Below are 19,215 nucleotides of genomic sequence, written 5' to 3'. Positions count from 1 at the left end.
AAAGATCGACGCAAAACTATAGTATTTTAGTTGTATCCGTCCGGATACGCAGCGACTGGTTTTGCCGTGGTCCCATCCTCCTCCTCTCCCGGGTCTTCCGCCGACGCGTCCGCAACGGCGGAGCTGCCGGACATAACCGCCGCCTATCCGGGGCCGGCGCTGCGTCTGGCCGCCGACGGCACGCTGGCCGGCGCCAACGCCGCCGCGGAGGAGCTGATCCAGGGCGACGCGGGCCTCATCGGGGAACTGCGGGGCTGGATCCTGTCGTCCAGCGTGGTCCCCGGGCTGCGTTCGGTCCCAGTCGAGGCGGCGCGCGGCCCGATGGTGGTCGAATGGGCGGCGGTGCCGCTGGCCGGGGGCGGCGCCCTGCTGCTGGGCCGCGACGCCACGCTGGAGCGCCAGCTTCGCCAGACGCTCACCGAGTCGCGCCAGCGCTACAAGGACTTGGTCGAGGTCTCCAGCGACTTCGCCTGGGAAACCGGGCCGGACGGCCGGTTCGTCTTCGTGACGCCCAAGGGCGCGCTGGGCTTCGGACCGGAGGCGCTGATCGGGCGTGACCCGCGCGACCTCGCCATCGACGAATGGGGCGACCTGCCGCTGCCCTTCGACACGCGCCGCCCGATCGACCAGGCGGAGCTGTGGCTGAAGCGCCGCGACGGGCAGCCGGCCTGCGTCGTGGCCTCGGCCCTGCCGCTGTTCGGCCCGGACGGCGCCTGGGCCGGGGCGCGCGGCGTGTGCCGCGACGTGACCGAGCCGGCGCTGCGCGCGGCCGAACTGTCCCGCGTGCGCAACCGGGAAAAGCTGCTCGCCCACATCGTCCACACCCTGCGCGACCGGGTGGACGCGGCGGAGGCGCTGCGGGTCGCCGCGGCGGAGACGATGCGGGCGCTCGGCGCCGACGGCTGCCGGATCTATCTCGCTGGCGGGCCGGACGGCGCCCTGCGGACGGCCGCCGAATTCGGGGTGGACACCCCGCCCGCGCTGACGGACGGCGGGCTGGAGCCGACGCTGGACGCCATCGCCGCGGCCGGGGAGCCGCTGTCCACCATGCTCGACCGCACGCGGCTGCTCGGCGCGCGGACCGAATACCGCCAGGCGGTGAACGGCGCCGTGCTGGTCTGGCGCGGCGACGACGCCGATCCCTGGAACGAGGAGGATCGCGACCTGATCTCCGGCGTGGCCGCCCATATCGGCATCGCTCAGGCGCATCTCGCCTACCAGGAACGGCTGCGGCGCCTGTCGGAGCGCGACGGGCTGACCGGCCTGTTCAACCGCCGCACCTTCTTCGAGCGGCTGGAGGAGGCGCTCGCCCGGCCTGAGACCGGCGCCTCGGCGCTGCTCTACGTGGACCTCGACAACTTCAAGGCGGTCAACGACCTGCACGGCCACCAGCAGGGCGACACGGTGCTGAAGGCCATCGGCAACCTCCTGACCACCGGAACCCGGCCGGGCGACCTGCCGGGGCGGCTCGGTGGCGACGAATTCGTGCTGTGGCTCGGCCGCACGGACGAGCAGCGCGCGGCGACGGTCGCCGAGCGGCTGCTGTCCGGCATCCGGCGCCTGCACCACCTGTCCGCCAGCCCGGACAAGCCGCTCGGCCTCTCCATCGGCATTGCCGTGCACCATCCCGGCCGCGGCGAGACGGCGCAGGAACTGACGGACCGCGCCGACGTCGCCATGTACGCCGCCAAGGGGCGCGGCAAGGGCAGCTACGCCATGGCGGCTCCCATCGGGGAGAGAGCGGCCGGACGCGGCGGCGCGGACCAAGCGGCCGTTGTGGCGGCCTTCGGGGCGGCCGAGGCGGAGCCGGCGCCATGACGCAGCGTTCCGAGGCGCTCGACCCCACCGATTACGAGGCCGCCAAGCGGATGGTGCAGAGCGCCGACCCGGCGGTCCGCCGCCGCGTCGCCGAGCATCCCGAGACCCGGCCGGAGCTGCTCTACTACCTCGCCGCCGACGCCGCCGCCGAGGTGCGCCGGGCCATCGCCACCAACACCGGCACGCCGCGCCAGGCCGACCTGCTGCTCGTCAAGGACCGGGAGCTGTCGGTGCGCGGCGCCGTCGCGCGGAAGATCGCCAAGCTTCTGCCCGACCTGACGGCCGACCAGGCCTCGCAGATCGAGCGCATGACGCTGGAATGCCTGGACACGCTGGCCCGCGACCAGGCCACGGAGATCCGCTGCATCCTGGCCGAGGCGCTGAAGGACCTGCCCGGCGCGCCGCACGCCCTGATCAACGGGCTCGCCCGCGACGTGGAGCTGTCGGTCTGCGCCCCGGTGCTGGAGCATTCGCCGATCCTCACCGAGGAGGATCTGCTCGATATCATCATGATGGGGCCGGTCGCGGGCACCATGTCGGCCATCGCGCGCCGGCGGACGGTGTCGCCGGCCCTCGCCGACGCCATCGCGCGCGCCGACGATGAGGCGGCGGTGACGGCGCTGCTCGGCAACCCGTCCGCCCAGATCCGCGAGGAGACGCTTGACCGCATCCTCGACCAGGCGCCCCGTCACGAGCCCTGGCACGCCCCGTTGGTGCGCCGCCCGCGGCTGCCGGCGCGCGCGATGGCGCGGCTGGCGAGCTTCGTCGCCGACAACCTGCTGAAGGTCCTCCAGGAGCGGCCGGACCTCGACCCGTCGGCGGCTCGCGCGCTCGCCGACGCCGTCCGCGAGCGGGTCGGCAAGCGCGGCACCGACGGGCGGGGGCGCCCGGTCCTGGACATCGGCGAGGACGAGCCGGCCGGGCGGGAGGAGCCCGCGGAGCGCCCCGCCGACCGCGCCCGCCGCCTGAACAAGGAAGGCAAGCTGACGGAGAAGCTGGTGGAGGGGGCGCTCGACGAGGGCGACCGCGCCTTCGTGCTGGCGGCGCTGGCCGAGCTGTCGACCGTTCCCCTGCCCATCGTCGACCGCATCATCGGCACCCACGCGGCGCGCGCCGTGACCGCGCTGGTGTGGCGGGCGGGGCTGTCCATGCGCTTCGCCCGGCAGGTGCAATTGCGCGTCGCCCAAATTCCGCCGAAAACGGCGCTTAATGCTCGTGATGGCGTCGCCTACCCGATGTCCGACGACGAGATGCGCTGGCAGCTCGAATTCTTCGGGATCGAGGGGAAGGACTGACGCCGCCCCTCACGCGGAATGGTCCATGCGCTCCCTCTCCCGTTCGCTGTTTCTCAGCCTTTCCCTGGCGCTTGCCGCCGTCCCGGCCCTGGCGCCGCTGACGGCCTCGCCCGCGCTCGCGGCCCCCGAGGCGCCGAGCCCGGAGGAGCGGCAGGTGACCGCCACCTTCGAGACGGCGCGCAAGGCGCTGGCGGCCAAGCGCGGCAGCGCCGTGGTGCCGCTGCTGTCCGAGGCCTCGGTCGCAAAGCTGGAGAAGGTCCAGGCCGCCGCCCGCAACCCCGCCACGCGGATCGACGGCCTCGACCCCGGCGAGAAGTTCGCGGTCATGGGTCTGCGCCGCTACGTGTCCCCGGCCGAGCTGCGGCGCATGACGCTCGGCGACCTCGCCGACCATGCGATGAAGAACGGCTGGCTCGGCCCGAACGCTATCGCGCGCAGCGCGCTGGGACCCGTGCGGGTGCGTGGCGACCGCGCCTCGGCCATCCTGCTGGTGGACAACCGGCCGGCCATGGTCCCGGCCGACTTCGTGCGCGAGGGCGGCGTCTGGCGCATCGACCTGACCAACGTCTTCAGCTACGGCGGCCAGATGCTCCAGGGCTTCGCCGCCATGTCCGGAAAGACCGAGGAGGCCTTCATCACCGGCCTTCTGGAACGGCTGCCGGGCAAGCCGGCGATGGCGCCAACGGGAAAGTGATGGCCGGAAAGTGAGAGGATGAGGAGACGGCGCCGGCTCAGCCCGGCGTCAGCTCCAGCCCGATGGCGGTCGCACCGTTGGCGTTCTCCAGGATCGTGCTGTCGAGGATCGCCCCGGTGAAGTCGGTGCCGGTCAGGTCGGCCTCGCGCAGGTTGGCGCCGGTCAGGTCGGCCCCGCTCAGGTCGGCGCCGGACAGATTCACCTTGGCGAGGTCGGCGCCGCGCAGGATGGCCTTGCCGAGCCGCGCGCGCTGAAGGTTGGCGCGCCAGACATGGCCGCTCATCGTCTGGATGTGGACGGGGCTCAGCAGCGCGCCGGTCAGATCGGCGCCGGTCAGCGTCGCCCGCTCGAAATTGATGCCGCGCAGGTCGGCCTTGGTGAAGTTCACGTCGCGCAGGTCGGCCAGCGACATGTCGGCGATGGCCAGCGTCGATCCGGCGAGGCTGGCCCCGCGCAGCGCGATGCAATGCAGGATCGCGGCGGAGAGATTGATGCCCTCCAGCGCCCGGCCCGACAGGTCCACGGTCGAGAGGTCGGCGCGCTGCCCCTCCTTGCCGCCGCTGTCGATCCATTTCAGGTGCTCGACCAGCAGGTCCCGCAAATCCTCGTCGGGGTTCGCCATGGTCTTGGCCATGACGGCGCCGGCGAGGTTGCCCGACGCGACCTGGGCCGCGTCGAGGATGGCGCCGATCAGGTTGGCGCCGGCGAAGTTCGCCCGCGCGATGGTGGCGCCGGCCAGCAGCGCGCCCGACAGTTTGGTGCCGGACATGTTGGCCTCCGACAGGTCGGCCCCCGTCAGGTCGGCGCCGGTCAGGTTGGAGTTGGTCAGGTTGGCCCGCATGAATTTGGCGCCGCGCAGGATCGAATCCGTCAGGTCCGTCTGCATGACGAAGGCGCTGGCGAGCTTGGCGCGGGACAGGTCCACGCCGCGCGCCGTCGCGGCCGTCAGCTCGGAGGTCAGGACCGAATCGTCGAACTGGTGCTGGCTGATCTCGCCGCCGGGGGAATAGTGCAGCAGCGTGCCGTCGCGCAGGTCGGCCTCGCTCATCACCGCGTCGTTCAGCACGGCGCCGCGCAGGCAGGCGCCGCGCAGGTCGGCGCGCCGCAGGTCGGCCCCCTCCAGGTTCGCCAGCCGCAGGTCGGCCGCGTAGAGGATGGCGTTGGCGAGCGACGTCCCGGTCAGCCGCGCGCTGAACAGCTTGGCCCCCGACAGGTCGGCTTCGGCGAGGTCCATGCCCGAGAGGTCCAGGTGCGACAGGTCGCGCAGCTTCAGGTTCGCGCGCGCGCCTCCCGGCAGGCTCTTGCGGAAGGCCTCATGCCGGGCGAGCACGAGGTTGAGCTGGCTCTGCGTCAACTTGGTGCGCGGCGAGTTGGAACCGAAGCCTTGCGCGGACGACATGCCGGTGCCCTTTGTTGATGAGCCTACCATGATGCAGCAAAGCCACGTGTGAAGCCATGGGTCAAGCCACGGCCGCTTGTATCGCGCGTTGCGGGTTCGCATTCCTGCGTCCTTTGCGCAACACTCCCCTGCGTGCGGTTGACCGGCGTTTCGCCAACGGCGCGAAACGGCCGGAAATCCAGGGCAGGCTGCGGCCGCGATGAAAGCGGCTGTTGACTCCGGGGTATGTCCTCCGTATGGTCCGCCGACCTGCATCAGTCGAGCCGATCGATCAGGGCCCCCGGTTGGACCGGGGCCTCTCCGCCAGTCCGCGAGTGTCGCGCACTGGCTCGATCGTGCTTGGGCCGCTGCCGGAACAGGATTTGAAGGACCGCAACCCATGTTCGAAGGCCTGACCGGACGTCTCGGCGACATCTTCGACAAGCTGCGCCGCCGCGGCGCGCTGAGCGAGGAGGATGTCTCCGCCGCCCTGCGCGAAGTGCGCGTGGCCCTGCTCGAAGCCGACGTCGCCCTGCCCGTGGTCAAGCAGTTCGTGGCCCAGGTGAAGGAGCGCGCGGTCGGGCAGGAGGTGCTGCGCTCCATCACGCCGGGCCAGCAGGTCATCAAGATCGTCCACGACTGCCTCGTGGAGATGCTGGGCGAGGGCGAGGAGATCAACCTCCGCGCCGCCGCCCCCGTGCCGGTCCTGATGGTCGGCCTCCAGGGTTCGGGCAAGACCACCAGCACCGCCAAGATCGCGCTCCGCCTCAAGACCAAGGACCGCAAGAAGGTCCTGATGGCCTCGCTGGACGTGCGCCGCCCGGCGGCGCAGGAACAGCTCAAGGTGCTGGGCGAGCAGACCGGCGTGGACACGCTGCCCATCGTCCCCGGTCAGGACCCGGTCGTCATCGCCCGGCGCGCCATGGAGGCGGGACGTCTCGGCGGCTACGACGTCGTCATGCTCGACACCGCCGGCCGGCTCTCCATCGACGAGGAGCTGATGGCCGAGGTCGCCGCCGTGCGCGACGCGACCCGCCCGGCGGAGACGCTGCTGGTCGCCGACGCCATGACCGGCCAGGACGCGGTGACGGTCGCCACCAACTTCAACGACAAGGTCGGCATCACCGGCATCATGCTGACCCGCGTCGACGGCGACGCGCGCGGCGGTGCGGCCCTGTCGATGCGCCAGATCACCGGCAAGCCCATCAAGCTGCTGGGCATGGGCGAGAAGATCGACGCGCTGGAGCCCTTCCACCCCGACCGCATCGCCGGCCGCATCCTCGGCATGGGCGACGTGGTCAGCCTGGTCGAGAAGGCCGTCGAGAACATCGACAAGGACGAGGCCGAGAAGCTCGCCCGCAAGATCGAGCAGGGCAAGGGCTTCGACCTCGACGACATGGCCTCCCAGTTCCGGCAGATCCGCAAGATGGGCGGCATGTCCGGCCTGATGGGCATGCTGCCGGGCATCGGCAAGATCAAGGAACAGCTCAAGGGCGCCAACGTCGACGAGAGCATCCTGAAACGCCAGGAAGCGATCATCTCCTCCATGACCAAGGAGGAGCGCAAGCGCCCCGAGCTGATCAAGGCCTCGCGCCGCAAGCGCATCGCCGCCGGCTCCGGCACCACGGTGCAGGACGTCAACAAGCTGCTGAAGCAGTTCGAGGACATGCGCGGCATGATGAAGCAGGTGCAGAAGCTCGGGAAGAAGGGGCTGATGCGCCAGGGCCTCGGCGGCCTGCTGCCGCCGGGCCTGAAGGGCTTCCCCGGCCTCAAGGGACCGCGCTGATGCGGCGGTCCCACGGCGGTTTCGACAGTTTCACCGGGAGGGCGCCCGCACCGGGCCCCGCCCGCCACACCACCGCGTGAAAGCGCGCACAGTTTCAACACCACCTAGGAAAGCAGTTCGTCCCATGGCTCTGAAGATCCGTCTGGCTCGCGGCGGCGCGAAGAAGCGCCCGTTCTACTCGATCGTCGTCGCCGACTCGCGCAGCCCGCGCGATGGCCGCTTCATCGAGAAGATCGGCACCTACAACCCGATGCTGCCGCGCGAGCATGAGCAGCGCATCGTGCTCGACACCGAGCGCGCCAAGCACTGGCTGTCCGTCGGCGGCGTCCCGACCGACCGCGTCGTGCTGTTCTTCGCGAACGCCGGCCTCATGGAGAAGCCGGCCATCCGCGAGACCCCGAAGAAGTCCGCTCCGAAGGCCAAGGCGCAGGAGCGCCTGAAGGCCGAGGAAGCCGCCCGCGCCAAGGCCGCCGAGGCCGGCGCCGAGGGCTGAGCCTGACGGGGCGGTTCGCCCGCCCCGGATGGCCGCGAGCATCCAGCCATGAATGCCAAAGTCTGCGTGGGCCAGTTCGTGGGATCGCACGGCGTCCGGGGCCTCGCGAAGCTGAAGAGCTTCACCGAGGATCCGGCGGCGGTCGCCTCCTACGGCCCGCTGTCCGACGAAACCGGGGCGCGGGCCTTCCGCCTGACGCTCCAGGGCAAGGCCAAGGACCTGTTCCTGGTCCGGGTGGAGGGCATCTCCACCCGTGAGCAGGCGCAGGCGCTGGCCGGGCTTCTGCTCTACGTCGACCGCTCCGCCCTGCCGGAGACGGAGGACGAGGAGGAGTTCTACCACGCGGACCTGATCGGGCTGCGCGCGGAACTCGCCGACGGCACCCTCTACGGCACGATCAAGGCGGTCCACGATTTCGGGGCCGGCGACGTGCTGGAGGTCCGCACGGAGCAGGGGCCGCTGGAGATGCTTCCCTTCACCCGCGCCTGCGTGCCGGTGGTGGAGGTGGGGAAAGGCCGCGTCGTGGTCGATCTCCCCGCCGTCATCGAGGCGCGCGAGGGCGAGGAGGACGGGGAGGATGATTCCGCGGAAGGGGAGCGGCCGTGAATCACGGTGCCGCCGGTCCGCTCGCCTGGACGGTCAAGGTCCTGACGCTGTTCCCGGAGATGTTTCCGGGTCCGCTTGGTCAAAGCCTCGCGGGGAAGGCGTTGGAAAATGGAGTCTGGGCACTGGAATCAGTGGACATTCGGGAGTTTGCGCGCGATAAACACCGCTCCGTTGACGACTCCCCCTTCGGTGGCGGGGCCGGCATGGTGATGCGGCCCGACGTGCTGGACGCGGCCCTGACCGCGACGGCCGGGCTTCCGGGCACACCGGGGCGCGGCCGGGCGATCTACCTGTCGCCGCGCGGCCGGGTGCTGGACCAGGCGCTGGTCAAGGAGCTGGCGGAGACCCCCGTGGTCACGTTGCTCTGCGGCCGGTACGAAGGGGTCGATGAACGGGTGCTGGAAGCGCACGGACTCGAGGAGGTCAGCCTCGGGGATTTCGTGCTGTCCGGCGGCGAGCCCGCCGCGCTCTGCCTGATCGACGCCGTGGTGCGCTTGCTCCCCGGCGTCATGGGCAACGTGGAGACGGCGGGCGAAGAGAGTTTCGAACGGGGATTGCTCGAATATCCCCACTACACGCGGCCCGCCGTCTGGAACGATGGGCTGGGTGTGGAGCGAAAGGTGCCGGACGTCCTGATGTCCGGCCACCACGAGAAGGTTCGTGCCTGGCGGCTCGCCCAGGCGGAGCGGATCACACGGGCCCGCCGGCCCGACCTGTGGTCCGCTTACGAGGCGGGCAGGACGGCCGAGGGTCGCGTAGTTGAGAAAAGGGGCCGCCGGCGCGGCCCGGAACCGGAGTGACGGTCCGCCGCGAGGCGCACCGAAGAAAAGGGGTTAGTGTCATGAACCTGTTGCAGACGCTCGAGCAGGAGCAGATCGAGAAGGCCCTCGGTGGCAAGACGATTCCCGAATTCTCGCCGGGCGACACCGTCCGCGTGAACGTGAAGGTCGTCGAAGGCACGCGCGAGCGCGTCCAGGCCTATGAGGGCGTCGTCATCGCCCGCCGCAACGCCGGCGTGAACAGCTCGTTCACGGTCCGCAAGATCAGCTACGGCGAGGGCGTCGAGCGCCTCTTCCCGCTCTACTCGCCGAAGCTCGAGTCGATCGAGCTGGTGCGCAAGGGCGCCGTCCGCCGCGCCAAGCTGTACTACCTGCGCGACCTGCGCGGCAAGTCGGCCCGCATCGCCGAGCGCACCACCGGCCGCGGCATCAAGCCGCGCCCGTCGAAGGCGGCCGCCGCGGAGTAATCTCCGGCCCCTTTTCGGTTGCGAAGCTTCGAAGGCCCGCCCGGCATGTCCGGGTGGGCTTTCGGCGTTCTGGGGCCAAGCTTGGACACGGTGGAAGCCCTTGGTCAGGCAGTGCTTCTCAGGCAGTGCTTCTCAGGCAGTGCTTCTCAGGCAGTGCTTGTAGGGAGAACATTGCCTTATCCGTCATCCCCGCGGACGCGCTCAGGCGCTAACTTTTGCAGATCGGCCCGTTTTGCCGAAGCCTGCAACCTCCCTCCACCGTCATTCCCGCGTAAGCGGGAATCCAGTCCTTCCCGTAGCGAACCCTTTGGAAACTCTGGATCCCCGCGTCCGCGGGGATGACGGTGGAGGGGTGGTCGGAGGCTTGCTTCAGTCAGTCAGCCGTGAAAGTTAGCGCCCATGCGCTTTCGCGGGGATGACGGAAAATGGTGGATTTTCAGGGACTTGCCATTTCTCGGCCTGTATGGGTACGGGCTCTGGATTTGGGTACGCCCTGCTGGGCAAGAGCCACCGCCGAACGGAAGCTTAGCTCATAATGTTGCGCATGAGAGGCTTGCTGCGGAACAGGCTTAGCCAAGCTTGTCCCGCGCGCGACACAACGCTATTGTGCGGCCCCTGAACCGCACCCCTTTTTGGTAAGGGCGGCACGCCAACGGCATAGGTCGCCTGCGAGAGAGAAGTCGAGATGTCCAAGCCGCGCACTCTGTTCGACAAGATCTGGGACAGCCACGTCGTCCACCGCCAGGAGGACGGCACCTGCATTCTCTACATCGACCGGCACCTCGTGCATGAGGTGACCAGCCCGCAGGCCTTCGAAGGGCTTCGCATGGCCGGCCGCCAGGTGCGCCGCCCCGAACAGACGCTCGCCGTGCCGGACCACAACGTGCCCACGACCGACCGCTCGCAGGGCATCGCCGACGAGGAGAGCCGCGTCCAGGTCGAGACGCTGGACCGGAACGCGCGTGACTTCGGCGTCCGCTACTTCGCGATGGACGACGTCCGCCAGGGCATCGTGCACATCGTCGGTCCGGAGCAGGGCTTCACGCTGCCCGGCACCACCATCGTCTGCGGCGACAGCCACACCTCCACCCACGGCGCCTTCGGCGCGCTGGCCTTCGGCATCGGCACGTCCGAGGTCGAGCATGTGCTGGCGACCCAGACGCTGATCCAGAAGCCGGCCAAGAACATGCTGGTGCGCGTGGACGGGCCGCTGCCGGCCGGCTGCACCGCCAAGGACATCGTGCTGGCGATCATCGGCAAGATCGGCACGGCCGGCGGCACCGGCTACGTCATCGAATACGCCGGCGAGGCGATCCGCGGCCTGTCCATGGAAGGCCGCATGACCGTCTGCAACATGTCGATCGAGGGCGGCGCCCGCGCCGGCCTGATCGCGCCGGACGAGACCACCTTCGAGTATGTGAAGGGCCGCGCGCTGGCGCCCAAGGCCGGCGCCTGGGAGCAGGCCGTCGCCTACTGGAAGACGCTGCCGTCGGACGAGGGCGCCTTCTACGACAAGACCGTCGTGCTGAACGCCGCCGACATCGTCCCGCAGGTCACCTGGGGCACCAGCCCGGAGGACGTGCTGCCGGTCACCGCCAACGTGCCGAACCCGGCCGAGGTCGCCGATCCCGGCAAGCGCGCCGCCGTCGAGCGCGCGCTCGCCTACATGGGCTTGGAGGCGGGCCAGCCGCTGAACACCGTGTCCGTCGACACCGTCTTCATCGGCTCCTGCACCAACGGCCGCATCGAGGATCTGCGCGCCGCCGCGACCATCGCCAAGGGGCGCAAGGTCGCCGACGGCGTGCGGGCGCTGGTCGTCCCCGGCTCGGGCCTCGTCAAGGAGCAGGCGGAGCAGGAAGGGCTGGACGCGATCTTCCGCGAGGCCGGCTTCGAATGGCGCGAGCCGGGCTGCTCCATGTGCCTGGCGATGAACGCCGACCGGCTGGAGCCGGGCGAGCGCTGCGCCTCCACCTCGAACCGCAACTTCGAGGGGCGCCAGGGCCGCGGCGGCCGCACCCACCTGCTCAGCCCGGCCATGGCCGCGGCGGCGGCGGTGACCGGCCACCTGACCGACGTGCGCGAACTGCAGTGATCAAAGGCGAGGGGGCCGGAAGGCCCCCTCGTTCGTTTTGGGTCCGTTGTGGGATTAAGTTTTTCCGCGCGAGTGCGCGATCAGTAGCGCGCGCCGACGAAGTATAGCCCGTCCGGCGGGCAGGTCGGGCCGCCTTTGGCGCGGTCGCGGGCTTCCAGCGCGGCGCGGACGTCCTCTGCCGTCCATTTGCCGTTGCCGACGAATTCCAGCGTGCCGACCATGTTGCGCACCTGGTGATGCAGGAAGGAACGGGCGGCGGCGTGGATGTGGATCTCCTCACCCACGCGTTCCACGTCCAGCCGGTCCAGCGTCTTGACCGGGGAGTTCGCCTGGCAGAGCGAGGCGCGGAAGCTGGAGAAGTCGTGGCGACCGACCAGCACCTGCGCCGCCTCATGCATCCGCCCGGCGTCCAGCCGGCGCGGCACGTGCCAGACCCGGCCCAGATCCAGGGCGGGCGGGGCGCGGCGGTCGAGGATGCGGAAGAGATAGGAGCGGCCGAGGCAGCTCATGCGCGCGTGGAAGTCCCCGGCAGCCGGCTCGGCCAGCAGCACCGATATGGGGTTCGGGCGCAGGTGGAAGTTCAGCGCGTCGCGCAGCTTGTCGCCGGTGAAGGGTTTTTCCAGGTCGAAGTGGCAGACCTGCCCGAGAGCGTGGACGCCCGCGTCCGTGCGGCCGGAGGTGTGAACGCGCACGGGCGACCCCGACAGCCGCTCGATCGCCTCTTCCATCGCCTGCTGCACGGAGGGCGCGTTGTCCTGCCGCTGCCAGCCGGCGAAGGGCCGGCCGTCATACTCGATCGTCAGTTTCCAGCGCTGCATGGTCAGGCAGCGCCGTCGAGCCTGGAGCCCGGCGGCAGGTCGAAGCCGCGCAGGAAGGCGGCCCCGTCCACCGGCCCCTTGCCCGGCCGCTGCACGCTGGTGAGCCGCACCGCACCCCCGGCGCAGGCGATGGTCAGCCGGTCGTCCAGCACCGTGCCGGGCGCGGCGGTGCGGGCATCCGGCGCAAGCTCCGCCTTCAGCACCTTGATGCGTTCGGTGCCCTCGGCTTTCGGCGCGTCGAACCAGCAGCCCGGCCAGGGCGTCAGCGCGCGCACCTGCCGCTCGACGTAGGATGCCGGCTGGGTCCAGTCGAGCCGCCCGTCCTCGCGCGTCAGCTTGGCGGCGTAGGTGACGCCCTCCTCGGGCTGCGGCTCCGCCGTCAGCCGCCCGGCGGCGATCCCGTCCAGCGCCTCCACGATCATGCGCGCACCCAGCGCCGCCAGCTCGTCATGCAGGGACGAAGCGGTCGTGGCAGGGGTAATCGGCACCGCTTCCTTCAGCAGCATGGCCCCGGTGTCGAGCCCGACGTCCATCTGCATGATGGTGATGCCGGTCTCATCATCGCCCGCCAGGATGGCGCGCTGGATGGGTGCGGCGCCGCGCCAGCGCGGCAGCAGGGAGCCGTGCACGTTCAGGCAGCCCAGCCGCGGGGCGTCCAGCACCGGCTGCGGCAGGATCAGCCCATAGGCGGCGACCACCGCGGCGTCGGCCTTCAGTTCGGCGAACTCGGCCTGGGCCTCCGCGTTGCGCAGGGACTTCGGCGTGCGCACGGGGATGCCGCGCTCCTCGGCGAAGCGGTGGACGGGCGACTTCTGCACCTGCTGGCCGCGCCCGGCGGGGCGCGGCGGCTGGCTGTAGACGCAGACGACCTCGTGCCCGGCCTCGACCAGAGCGTTCAGGCTGGGCACCGCGAAGTCGGGCGTGCCCATGAAGATCAGGCGAAGCGGGCTCATGATATGACTGCGCGTCAGGCCGAGGTCTTCTGGCGCTGCTGCTTCTGCAGCTTGCGCATGATCATGCCGCGCTTCAGCGTGGACAGGTGATCGACGAAGAGCACGCCGTCGAGATGGTCTATCTCGTGCTGGAGGCAGGTCGCCAGCATGCCGTCGGCCTCGATCTCGCGCGGCTGGTTCTTCTCGTCCAGGTACCGGACGCGCACGGCCTTGGGGCGCACCACCTCGGCGTAGAGTTCGGGGATGGACAGGCAGCCCTCCTCGCAGGGCGCGCGATCCTCCGACGCCCAGACGATCTCCGGGTTGGCGAGCCGGATCGGGTTCGGCTTCTCGTCCTTTTCGTGCACGTCCACGACGATGACCCGCTCCGACAGGCCGATCTGCGGGGCCGCCAGCCCGATGCCGTTGGCGGCGTACATGGTGTCCACCATGTCGTCCATCAGCTTGGCGATGCGCGCATCGACCTTCTCGACGGGCTTCGCCTTCGTCTTCAGAACGGGATGCGGCGCAATGAGGATGTCCAGGACGGCCATGGGTGCTCGAAGGGTGAATGTGGGGAATCGAGGGTCCAAAATATGGAGCGCCGGGCGGCAGGTCAAGGAAGGGGGTGACAAGCCATAAAGCCTGTATGGCTATTTTATAGAAAACAACAGCTTAGCCGTCATTCCCGCGAAAGCGGGAATCCAGTCCCTCCCAAAGCGAACCCGTTGGAAACCCTAGATCCCCGCGTCCGCGGGGATGACAAAAAAGTGTCGTATTCTCAATAGGTTGCTGTGAAACAGCATGCGCCGTTCCGACAGCACGCTAACCTCACGACACCCCGGCCCGCGCGCGCAGCTCCGGGGCCTGGATCTGGCGGGGGGCCTGGTCGAGCGGTTCCAGCAGGGGAATGTCCAGCCCCTCCGGCCCGATGTCGAGGTCGCGGAAGCGGCGGGCGCTGACCAGGACGCGGGATTCCAGGCTGCCGACGGCGCCGTTGTAGCAGCTCACCGCCTTTTCCAACTGGCCGCCCAGCCGCTCCATGTGGCCGCCGAGGTCGCAGAGCCGCTTGTAGAGTTCGGACCCGAGGCCGCTGATCTCGCGGGCGTTGTCGGCCAGCCGCTCCTGCCGCCAGCCGTAGGCGACCGCGCGCAACAGGGCGATGAGGGTGGTGGGGGTGGCGAGGATCACGCGGTGGTCGATGCCGGCCTCGATCAGGGTCGGGTCCTGCTCCAGCGCGGCGGAGAAGAAGTTCTCGCCGGGCAGGAACAGCACGACGAACTCCGGCGTGTCCTCGAACTGGTCCCAATAGGCCTTGGCGCCGAGCTGGCGCATGTGCTCGCGCACATGGCGGGCGTGGCGGGCCAGCCCGTCCTGGCGGACCGTCTCCTCCGCCCCCTGGATGCCGTCGAGATAGCCGTCCAGCGGCGTCTTGGCGTCCACCACGATGGTCTTGCCGCCGGGCAGCTTCACGGTCAGGTCGGGGCGGAGCCGGCCGCCGGCGGCCTCCACGCTGGTCTGTTCATAGAAGTCGCAATGGTCGAGCATGCCGGCCATCTCGCAGACCCGGCGCAGCTGGATCTCGCCCCAGCGGCCGCGCGCCGCCGGGGTGCGCAGGGCGCGCACGAGGTTGCCGGTTTCGGTGCGCAGCTCCGTCTGCGTCTGGAGGAGGGAGAGCACCTGCTGCTTCAGCCCCTCGTAGGCGCCGGCGCGGCTGCGCTCCATCTCCTGGATCTGGCCGTCCATCTTCTCCAGCGACTGGCGCACCGGGGCGACGATCTCCGAGATGGCCGCCTGCCGCTTGTCGAGATCGCCCTTCGCCTGCTCCTGGAAGCTCGACAGGGTTTCCTTGGCGAGGTCGAGGAAGCTCTGGTTGTTGTGGCGCAGGGCTTCCGCCGACAGGGCCTTGAAGCTGTCCGCCAGCAGGGTCTGCGCCTGCTCCAGCACGGCCAGCTTCTCCGCCGTGGCGGCGCGCTCCTTGTGGAGGGTGGCGGTCAGCTCCGCCCCGCGCTCGCGCAGGTTCGACAGCTCGCCCTGCATGCGGGCGATCTGGTGGTCGCGCTCCTCGATGCCGTCGCGCAGCTCGTACTCGATGCGCTCGGCGACGTCGAGCCGGGCGGCGAGGTCGGCGCGGATCGCCGTCGCCTCGTCCTCCCGCCGCGCCGCGAGGCCGCGCAGGACCAGCGCCGCCAGCAGCGCGCCGACCAGCGCGCCCACCGCTAGCGACAGGCCGTCGAACGCGAACTGCATGCTCATGCCAGCCATAGCCGTGCTTGTGCTCCTGTGTGTCGGAGGGGGAGTCTACAGGAACGGACGGCGAGAACGAAAGGCGAATAGGAACGGGCCGGGAACGGAACCGGCGGGCGCAGATGCTCCGTCCTATCCACTTTCCGCGCTTGCCCGCAACGGTCCTCTGCGCCATACCCAAGGGCATGTCCGACGATTTGCCCCAGCACGGACCGCGCGTCCTGACCGTTCCGCCCGGCGAGGACCGCGAGCGGCTGACCTGCCCGGACTGCGGCTACATCGCCTACCGGAACCCGCTGATCGTCGTCGGCTCGGTCGCGAGCTGGGCCGGGCCAGACGGGGAGGAGCGCATCCTGCTGTGCCGCCGCGCCATCGAGCCGCGCCTGGGCTTCTGGACCCTTCCCGCCGGCTACATGGAGGAGCGGGAGAGCAGCATGGAGGGTGCGGCCCGCGAGGCCTGGGAGGAGGCGCGGGCGCGCATCGAAATCGACTCGCTGCTGGCCGTCTACGACATCCCGCGGATCAGTCAGGTTCAGCTCATCTACCGCGCGCGCCTTCTGTCGCCCGACGTGGCGCCCGGCCCGGAGAGCGAGGAGGTGGCGCTCTTCCGCTGGGAGGAGATCCCCTGGGAGGAGCTGGCCTTCCCGACCGTGCGATGGGCCTTGCGCGAGCACCGGGACCGCCGGGGGCGCAGCGACTACGCCCCCGCCGTCAACCCCACCCCGGACCGGCTGGCCCTGTGGGACCGGATGCTGTGACCGGTCTCCCCTGAACCATTCGGCAGCCCTCACCGTGCCGGGAATTTCGCGACCAGTTCGCGGCTGTCCTGGTCGCGCAGGACGGTCAGCGGCAGCCAGGTGCCGGGCGCCTGGCGGTCCAGCACCTCCGTCAGGTCGGTTGCTTGGCGCAGAGGCGTGCCGGCGGCGGCGGTGACGAGGTCGCCGGGGGCGAGCCCGGCGGCGGCGCCGATGCCGTCCTGCTGGACCGACTGGACGCGCAAACCGCCTTCCTCCATCTCCACGACGATGCCGAGGCGGGGGCCCGAGGGGCTGGTCCCGCCGAACTGCTCCACCCCGAACACGGCGTCGGCCACCCGCCCGTTCAGCTCGTCGCAGGGCCGGTCCTCATCCCAGGGCAGCAGCGCCAGGGAGTCGGGCACGCCCAGCGCCGCCAGTTGATGCGGCACGCCGTGGCGGTTCTCCACATGGCCCATGCCGAGGATGGCGACGACGGTGCGCCCCGTCTCCCGATGGGTGGCGGCGATTCGCTCGGCCATGGCGCGGTCCCAGACGCTCTGCGCCTCGACGAAACGGCGGAAGCGCTCCTCGCTGGTGTCGCTGCCGTGCTGGGCCATGATGGTGGAGAGCCGGTCCAGATAGTCCCGTGGCGGTGGGGCGGGGTCGCCGACCCCCTCCCGCTCGGCGGCGGGGATGGCGGACCATCCCTCCTTCCCGGTGCGCGCCACCAGCGAGCGTTCGACGTTCAGCGCCACCAGCGGCAGCCGGTTCATACGGGCGAAATGGAGGATCGGCAGGTAGAGCTGCGGGTCGAAACCCCAGAGCCTGGCCCAGTCGCTCTCCTTCAGGAACCGCGATTCGTCCGTGACCCCCGCGCTCCAGCGGTCGAGCGCCGGCTGGACGCGGCGGGGCAGCATCTCCAGCCCGACGGCGAGCTTCGGGTTCAGCGCGTGGATGGCCGCCAGCGTGTGAAGCTGCCAGCGGTGGTGTTCGGGGCTGTCATGCTGTTCGCCCAGAAGAACGGCCGGGGCCGAGGCCGCACGCCGGAGCAGGGCGCCGCCATCGACCGGCTTGCCGTCGGCGTCGGCCCAGAGGCCCGGCGCGACGCAGGATGCCTCCTGCGCGTCCGGCTCGTTCCCGGCGGGCGCGTGCGTGCTCGCCAGCCCCGGACCGGCCGAGGCGCAGCCCGCGAGAAGCAGAAGGGCGAGCAGTCTCGGCAGCATCGGCATCCCTCCCATCGGCATCCTCCCAAGTGAACCCGGCCCTCTTGCGGAGCCCTTTCCCGGAACGGCTCCCTCCGGCGGCCCGGAACGGAGCGGTGGGTTCCAGAAGGTTGGGCGCGCCGAGGCGTTGGTCAACGGGGCGCTTCAACCGGTACGCGCTGGCGCGGACGGCGCCGGCGCGCTAGCATGCGCCATCATGCCGCATCGCAAGACCGTCATCCTGACCGGCGCCAGCCGGGGCATCGGACACGCCACCGTCCAGCGCTTCAGCGCGGAAGGCTGGCGGGTCATCTCCTGCTCGCGGGAGGACGTGCCGGCCCATTGCCGGCGCGACCCCAACTGGACGCACCACATCCCGGCCGACCTCTCCGACCCGGCCAGCCGCGCCAATTTCGTCGAGGAGGCCCTGCGCGCGCTTGAGGGCGAGCCCCTACACGGGCTGGTCAACAACGCGGGCATCTCGCCCAAGACCCCGATCAAGGAGCGGCTCGGCTGCCTGAACGGCGACATCGCCGGCTGGTACCGGGTGTTCGAGCTGAACTTCTTCGCGCCGCTGGTGCTGTCGCGCGGGCTGGCCGCACCGCTCGCCAGGGGGAAGGGGGCCATCGTCAACGTCACCTCCATCGCCGGCCACGCCGTCCACCCCTTCGCCGGTTCCGCCTACTCCACCAGCAAGGCGGCCCTGTCGGGCCTGACCCGCGAGATGGCGGTGGAGTTCGCGGAGATCGGCGTGCGCGTCAACGCCGTGGCGCCCGGCGAGATCGAGACCGCCATGACCGGTCCGGAATACGACGTGCTCATCCCCCGCATCCCCATGAAGCGCATGGGCACGCCGGAGGATGTGGCGGCGGTCGTCTATTACCTCTGCGGCCCGGACTCGCAATACGTCAACGGAACCGAGATCTTCATCACCGGCGGCCAGCACCTGTTCTGAGCGTCCGACGTCGGCGGGGCGCCGCCGGCCCGGCGGAACGACTCCGCAAACTTCAGGTTGATGAGCATGGGTTCGCGTCCGCACGGGTGAGACCAGGGTGCGGTGCGGAGACCATGTCGCGCGTGACGGGAAAACTGCGGTGGCGCGGGCGCTCCGGTCGTGCGATAACGGCATGGACCATTATGTCGCGTGCGATTCAGTGCAGCCGGTCATGGCCGGCGGGGTGGAGGGACTTCAGACATGGCCGACGATTCCCTGAGACTCGATGAGTTTCTGTGTTTCGCCATCCACTCGACGGCGCACGCCATCAACCGCGCCACCAAACCGATGCTGGACCAGATGGGGCTGACCTACCCGCAGTATCTCGTCATGGTCGTGCTGTGGGGCAAGGACGACCAGACGGTGGGCGGCATCGGCGAGAAGCTGTTCCTGGAATCCAGCACGCTGACGCCCCTGCTGAAGCGGCTGGAGGCCGCCGGCTACGTCCAGCGCTCCCGCGATCCCAGCGACGAACGGCAGGTGCGGGTACGGCTGACCGACAAAGGCCGGGAACTCCACTGCCGGGCGGGCTGCATTCCCGACTGGTTCCGCGAGGCCTTCGACGGTGACATGGACGAGGCGCGCGAACTCAAGAGCCGCATCGTGCAACTGCGCGAGCGGGTGCTGCGCCATCCGGAGTGAGGCTCCGGTCCGGCGGGAAGCCTCCCGGCGCGGGTTGTTGAGGCACGGGCTTCAGAATGGACAGGCCGCGATGTGTCGCGGCCTTTTTTCTTGCGGGCCTTTCTTGCCCGCCGGTTCGGCGCCGGCAGGTTCATGCCCGCGTATGAAGAGGCAAAACATGGAGCGGAAAGACGCTTCACCGCAGAAATGCAATGACTTGATCATTCAGCGATGCGCTCCTTCTAATTGGGCGCAA

At 70.1% G+C, this 19,215-nt stretch carries 18 protein-coding genes; 12 read left to right on the top strand and 6 right to left on the bottom strand.

Translation table 11 applies throughout. The features are described 5' to 3' along the window. Positions 1–66: 66 nt before the first annotated feature. From JUB11_RS00855 to JUB11_RS00845, 3 genes are read left to right on the top strand one after another with little or no spacing between them, the layout of a single operon-like run. Positions 67–1,818, top strand: coding sequence for a diguanylate cyclase (locus JUB11_RS00855; protein WP_348771329.1), 1,752 nt, complete (start codon positions 67–69; stop codon positions 1,816–1,818). Next, positions 1,815–3,113, top strand: coding sequence for a DUF2336 domain-containing protein (locus JUB11_RS00850; protein ID WP_207455334.1), 1,299 nt, complete (start codon positions 1,815–1,817; stop codon positions 3,111–3,113). The genes JUB11_RS00855 and JUB11_RS00850 overlap by 4 nt, the downstream gene beginning before the upstream one ends. 25 nt (positions 3,114–3,138) lie before the next feature. Beyond that, positions 3,139–3,807 (top strand): hypothetical protein, encoded by a 669-nt coding sequence (locus JUB11_RS00845; RefSeq protein WP_207455333.1) that lies wholly within the window; start codon positions 3,139–3,141, stop codon positions 3,805–3,807. 37 nt (positions 3,808–3,844) lie between these two features. Here the strand turns inward: JUB11_RS00845 and JUB11_RS00840 are convergent, their stop codons facing one another. Continuing rightward, on the bottom strand, positions 3,845–5,206 hold the full coding sequence (locus JUB11_RS00840; RefSeq protein WP_207455332.1) for a pentapeptide repeat-containing protein: 1,362 nt from the start codon (positions 5,204–5,206) through the stop codon (positions 3,845–3,847). Positions 5,207–5,585: 379 nt separating this feature from the next. Between JUB11_RS00840 and ffh the strand changes: the two genes are divergently transcribed. From ffh to leuC, 6 genes are all read left to right on the top strand, one after another. Next, positions 5,586–6,971, top strand: a complete 1,386-nt coding sequence (gene ffh / locus JUB11_RS00835; protein WP_207455331.1) for a signal recognition particle protein — start codon at positions 5,586–5,588, stop codon at positions 6,969–6,971. A gap of 124 nt (positions 6,972–7,095) precedes the next feature. Beyond that, on the top strand, positions 7,096–7,464 hold the full coding sequence (gene rpsP / locus JUB11_RS00830; protein ID WP_207455330.1) for a 30S ribosomal protein S16: 369 nt from the start codon (positions 7,096–7,098) through the stop codon (positions 7,462–7,464). 48 nt (positions 7,465–7,512) lie between these two features. Further along, the gene (gene rimM / locus JUB11_RS00825) at positions 7,513–8,070 is read left to right on the top strand and encodes a ribosome maturation factor RimM (RefSeq protein ID WP_207455329.1); all 558 of its coding nucleotides are present in this window, start codon (positions 7,513–7,515) and stop codon (positions 8,068–8,070) included. Further along, positions 8,067–8,870 (top strand): tRNA (guanosine(37)-N1)-methyltransferase TrmD, encoded by an 804-nt coding sequence (trmD, locus tag JUB11_RS00820; protein ID WP_207455327.1) that lies wholly within the window; start codon positions 8,067–8,069, stop codon positions 8,868–8,870. The genes rimM and trmD overlap by 4 nt, the downstream gene beginning before the upstream one ends. A 41-nt stretch (positions 8,871–8,911) precedes the next feature. After that, positions 8,912–9,316, top strand: a complete 405-nt coding sequence (gene rplS / locus JUB11_RS00815; RefSeq protein WP_207455317.1) for a 50S ribosomal protein L19 — start codon at positions 8,912–8,914, stop codon at positions 9,314–9,316. A 685-nt stretch (positions 9,317–10,001) separates the two neighbouring features. Then, a complete protein-coding gene (leuC, locus tag JUB11_RS00810) occupies positions 10,002–11,408 on the top strand; it encodes a 3-isopropylmalate dehydratase large subunit (protein WP_207455311.1) in 1,407 nt (468 codons plus the stop codon). A gap of 80 nt (positions 11,409–11,488) precedes the next feature. On the opposite strand, the gene truA is transcribed toward leuC, so the two are convergent. The 4 genes from truA to rmuC all read right to left on the bottom strand — a co-directional run bounded on the left by truA (position 11,489) and on the right by rmuC (position 15,414). Further along, a complete protein-coding gene (gene truA, locus JUB11_RS00805; RefSeq protein ID WP_207455308.1) occupies positions 11,489–12,226 on the bottom strand; it encodes a tRNA pseudouridine(38-40) synthase TruA in 738 nt (245 codons plus the stop codon). Positions 12,227–12,228: 2 nt separating this feature from the next. Further along, positions 12,229–13,179 carry a methionyl-tRNA formyltransferase gene (gene fmt / locus JUB11_RS00800; RefSeq protein WP_207455307.1) on the bottom strand — a complete coding sequence of 317 codons (951 nt, stop codon included), beginning with the start codon at positions 13,177–13,179 and terminating at the stop codon, positions 12,229–12,231. 14 nt (positions 13,180–13,193) lie between these two features. Beyond that, the gene (gene def / locus JUB11_RS00795; RefSeq protein WP_207455301.1) at positions 13,194–13,712 is read right to left on the bottom strand and encodes a peptide deformylase; all 519 of its coding nucleotides are present in this window, start codon (positions 13,710–13,712) and stop codon (positions 13,194–13,196) included. 277 nt (positions 13,713–13,989) lie between these two features. Next, a complete protein-coding gene (gene rmuC, locus JUB11_RS00790; RefSeq protein WP_247886754.1) occupies positions 13,990–15,414 on the bottom strand; it encodes a DNA recombination protein RmuC in 1,425 nt (474 codons plus the stop codon). A gap of 176 nt (positions 15,415–15,590) precedes the next feature. Between rmuC and JUB11_RS00785 the strand changes: the two genes are divergently transcribed. Further along, positions 15,591–16,163: an NUDIX hydrolase gene (locus tag JUB11_RS00785; RefSeq protein WP_207455297.1), complete on the top strand. Its 573-nt coding sequence runs from the start codon at positions 15,591–15,593 to the stop codon at positions 16,161–16,163. 29 nt (positions 16,164–16,192) lie between these two features. Here JUB11_RS00785 and JUB11_RS00780 read toward each other — a convergent pair whose 3' ends face one another. Beyond that, positions 16,193–17,365, bottom strand: a complete 1,173-nt coding sequence (locus JUB11_RS00780; protein WP_207455296.1) for a ChaN family lipoprotein — start codon at positions 17,363–17,365, stop codon at positions 16,193–16,195. Between the two features lie 196 nt (positions 17,366–17,561). Between JUB11_RS00780 and JUB11_RS00775 the strand changes: the two genes are divergently transcribed. Continuing rightward, on the top strand, positions 17,562–18,299 hold the full coding sequence (locus JUB11_RS00775) for an SDR family oxidoreductase (protein ID WP_207455295.1): 738 nt from the start codon (positions 17,562–17,564) through the stop codon (positions 18,297–18,299). Between the two features lie 240 nt (positions 18,300–18,539). Next, complete coding sequence (locus tag JUB11_RS00770) at positions 18,540–18,980, top strand: MarR family transcriptional regulator (RefSeq protein WP_207455294.1); 441 nt, start codon at positions 18,540–18,542, stop codon at positions 18,978–18,980. Positions 18,981–19,215 lie beyond the last annotated feature (235 nt).

The organism is Azospirillum sp. SYSU D00513, from assembly GCF_017356015.1.
Lineage (GTDB): Bacteria > Pseudomonadota > Alphaproteobacteria > Azospirillales > Azospirillaceae > Azospirillum.
This window is presented reverse-complemented; position numbering and strand designations above follow the sequence as displayed.